The 2700-nt window shown below is 73.8% G+C and carries 2 protein-coding genes and 1 pseudogene; all 3 read right to left on the reverse strand.

Translation table 11 applies throughout. From position 1 onward, the window contains the following. Window positions 1-36: 36 nt before the first annotated feature. Window positions 37-1263: a cytochrome P450 family protein gene (locus ACFOWE_RS03600; RefSeq protein ID WP_377285325.1), complete on the reverse strand. Its 1227-nt coding sequence runs from the start codon at window positions 1261-1263 to the stop codon at window positions 37-39. Continuing rightward, on the reverse strand, window positions 1260-2501 hold the full coding sequence (locus tag ACFOWE_RS03605) for a cytochrome P450 (RefSeq protein WP_377285326.1): 1242 nt from the start codon (window positions 2499-2501) through the stop codon (window positions 1260-1262). Before ACFOWE_RS03605 ends, ACFOWE_RS03600 begins: the two co-directional genes overlap by 4 nt. After that, window positions 2498-2700: pseudogene (locus ACFOWE_RS03610) on the reverse strand (hypothetical protein); the annotation flags it as partial. The gene ACFOWE_RS03605 and the pseudogene ACFOWE_RS03610, both read right to left, overlap by 4 nt.

Consider the following 2700-nt stretch of genomic DNA (forward strand, 5'->3'; position numbering starts at 1 on the left):
ACCGGTGGGGCCCGGGCCGGGCCCCGGCGGGGCCGGTCAGCGGGCCGGGCCCAGCAGGACCGGCAGCTCCCGGTAGTCGTTGCCCATGAAGGACGGCTGCGGCGGCAGATCCTCCACCCGGGTGGCCAGGCGCAGCTCCGGGAAGCGGGTGAACAGGGCGGGCAGCGCGACCCGTCCCTCCAGCCGGGCCAGCGGGGCGCCCAGGCAGAAGTGGATCCCGTGCCCGAACGCCAGGTGCTGCCGGTCGGCGCGGTCGATGTCGAAGCGGTCCGGCTCGGGGTTGGCCTCCGGGTCGCGGCCGTGCGCGCCGAAGGCGATCAGGACCAGGTCGCCCTTGCGGATGGTGACGCCCTCGCCGAGGTCGATGTCGGCGGTGGCGTACCGGAGCGGCAGGTGCATGATCGGCGGGTGCTTGCGGATGGTCTCCTCGACGACGTCGTCCCAGCGGGCCGGGTCGGCGAGCGCCGCGGCCAGCTGTCCGGGGTTGGCGAGCAGCTCGACGACCGCGTGGTCGATCATCGAGACCGCCGTCTCCGACCCCGCCCCGATCATCAGGATCAGGGTGCTGATCAGCTCCTCCTCGCTGAGCCGGTCGCCGTCCTCCTCCCGCGCGTCGAGCAGGACGCTGGTCATGTCGTCGCCGGGCTCGGCGCGCTTGGTGGCGATGAGGGTGTGCATGACGGCGAACATGTCGTCGCGGATCTGCGCGGCCCGCTCGGGGGAGGAGCTGGTGTCCAGGACGGAGTCCATGACGCTCAGCATCTTCGGGCGCTGCTCGGCCGGGACGCCGAACAGGTCGCAGATCACCCGGGTGGGCACCGGGAAGGAGAATGCGGAGCGCAGGTCGACGGCCTGGCCGGGGGCCCCGGCCTCCCGCGCCGCCAGGCCGTCGAGCAGGTCGGTGACGATCGCCTCGACCGCGGGACGCATGGCCTCGATCCGGCGGGGCGTGAACGCCCTGGCGACCAGGTCCTTCAGCCGCTTGTGGTCGGGGTCGTCCGAGGTGAACATGCTGACGACGTCCACCCAGGCGGTCAGCCAGGGGTAGGCGCCGGGCCGGTAGTCGGGCCAGCTCCGGCGCGCGTCCTTGGAGACGTCCGGGTGGACCAGGAGCCGCTTGGCGACGTCTCCCCGGCTGACGGACCAGGCGACGAGGCCGTCGAGCATCTCGACGGGCACGGCGGGCCCGGCGGCGCGCAGCTTGTCGGCCTGCTCGTACATGAGCAGGCCGGTGGTGTCGAGAACGGCCGGGGCGACGGTCATGCGGTGGTACCTCCGAGGGGGGAAGGGGTTCCGACGGCGTCGGCCGCCCGGGAGCGGAAGGCGACGCCGAGGGAGGCGGGGCACTGGTGGAAGGGGCCGGGCCGGTTGGGCACGTCGGTCTCGGTCAGCCGCAGGTCCCAGAGCCGGTCCAGGAGCGTCTCGATCGCGGTCTGGGCGATGACGGCGGCGTGGCCGTCGGCCGGGCAGCGGTGCGGGCCGGCGGACCAGGCCAGGTGGGAGCGGTTGTCGTAGCCGAGGCCCGGCGGCAGGTCCGGGTCGGTGCCGGTGGCGGCGTGGCTGATCAGGATCGGCACGCCGGGCGGGATCGGGGCGCCGTGCAGCATCGTGGCGCGGCGGGCGTAGTGCACGCTGAAGTTGGCCATCGGCGAGCGGGTCCACAGCACCTGCTCCATGGCGCGCCGTACGGTGACCGCGCCGCCGGTCAGGTCGCCGGCGTAGGCCTCGTCCTCCAGCAGCAGCCGCAGGCCGGAGGCGATCCAGGCGGCGGTGGGGATGACGCCGGCGCCGACGAAGCAGTAGAGCTGGTGCAGGATCTCCTCGGTGGTGAGCCGGTTGGGGTGGGCGACCATCCAGGAGGTGAAGTCCGGTCCCGGGGCGTCCTGCTTCATCGCGATGAGCTCGGCCAGGCACTGCGCGAAGTCGGCCGCGGCCTGCATCGCGCCGTCGCCGGCGTTGATGATGCCGTGGCAGGCGGTGACCATGCGGCCGACCATCGGGGCGGGGCAGCCGAGGATGTCGGCGAAGACCAGCAGCGGCAGCGTGTCGGCGAAGTCCGCCATGAGGTCCGCGCGCCCGGCCGGGGCGAAGCGGGAGATGAGGGCGAGCGAGTGGCGCTGGGTGCTCTCCCTGAGCTCGTGCAGGTCGATGCCGGCCATGCAGTCTTCCAGCGCGACCCGCAGGCGCTCGTGCTCCTGGCCGTCGGCGTACAGCAGGTTCGGCCGGTAGCCCATCAGCGCCAGGACCGGGCTGTCGGGCGGGACCTGCCCGCTGTTCAGCGCGGCCCAGCCGCGGCTGTCCTTGCTGTAGGTGGCGGTGTCGTTGAGCAGGGTCACCGCGGCGCGGTGACCGGTGACGACCAGCGCGTACACGCCGGGTGCGATCTCGGCCCAGGCGACGGGGCCGCCGGCGCGCAGCGCCTCGTAGGCGTCCTGCGGCCGGGCGGCGAACTCCTCGCCGAACAGCCGGGGGATGTCGGGCGTGGTCGCGGACCGGGTCATCGGACGGGCTCCGGGCTGGTGCGGATACGGGGACGGGGACGAGGACGGCTGAGGATGTCGGCGACGAGGGCGATCAGCCCCTGCTTGGCCGAGGCGCGCTCGCGGGCGTCCAGCCAGACCAGCGGCCGGTCGTCGGCCATGCTCAGCGAGTCGCGCAGGGCGGCGTCGTCGTAGCGGGGGGCGCCGTCGAAGTGGTTGA

The sequence above is a fragment of the Planomonospora corallina genome (genome assembly GCF_042650625.1).
GTDB lineage: Bacteria > Actinomycetota > Actinomycetes > Streptosporangiales > Streptosporangiaceae > Planomonospora_B > Planomonospora_B corallina.

What these genes read in the sequence shown, in the direction of transcription:
- ACFOWE_RS03600 (WP_377285325.1), bottom strand. Translation starts at nt 1,263, where the DNA reads ATGACCGTCGCCCCGGCCGTTCTCGACACCACCGGCCTGCTCATGTAC.
- ACFOWE_RS03605 (WP_377285326.1), bottom strand. Translation starts at nt 2,501, where the DNA reads ATGACCCGGTCCGCGACCACGCCCGACATCCCCCGGCTGTTCGGCGAG.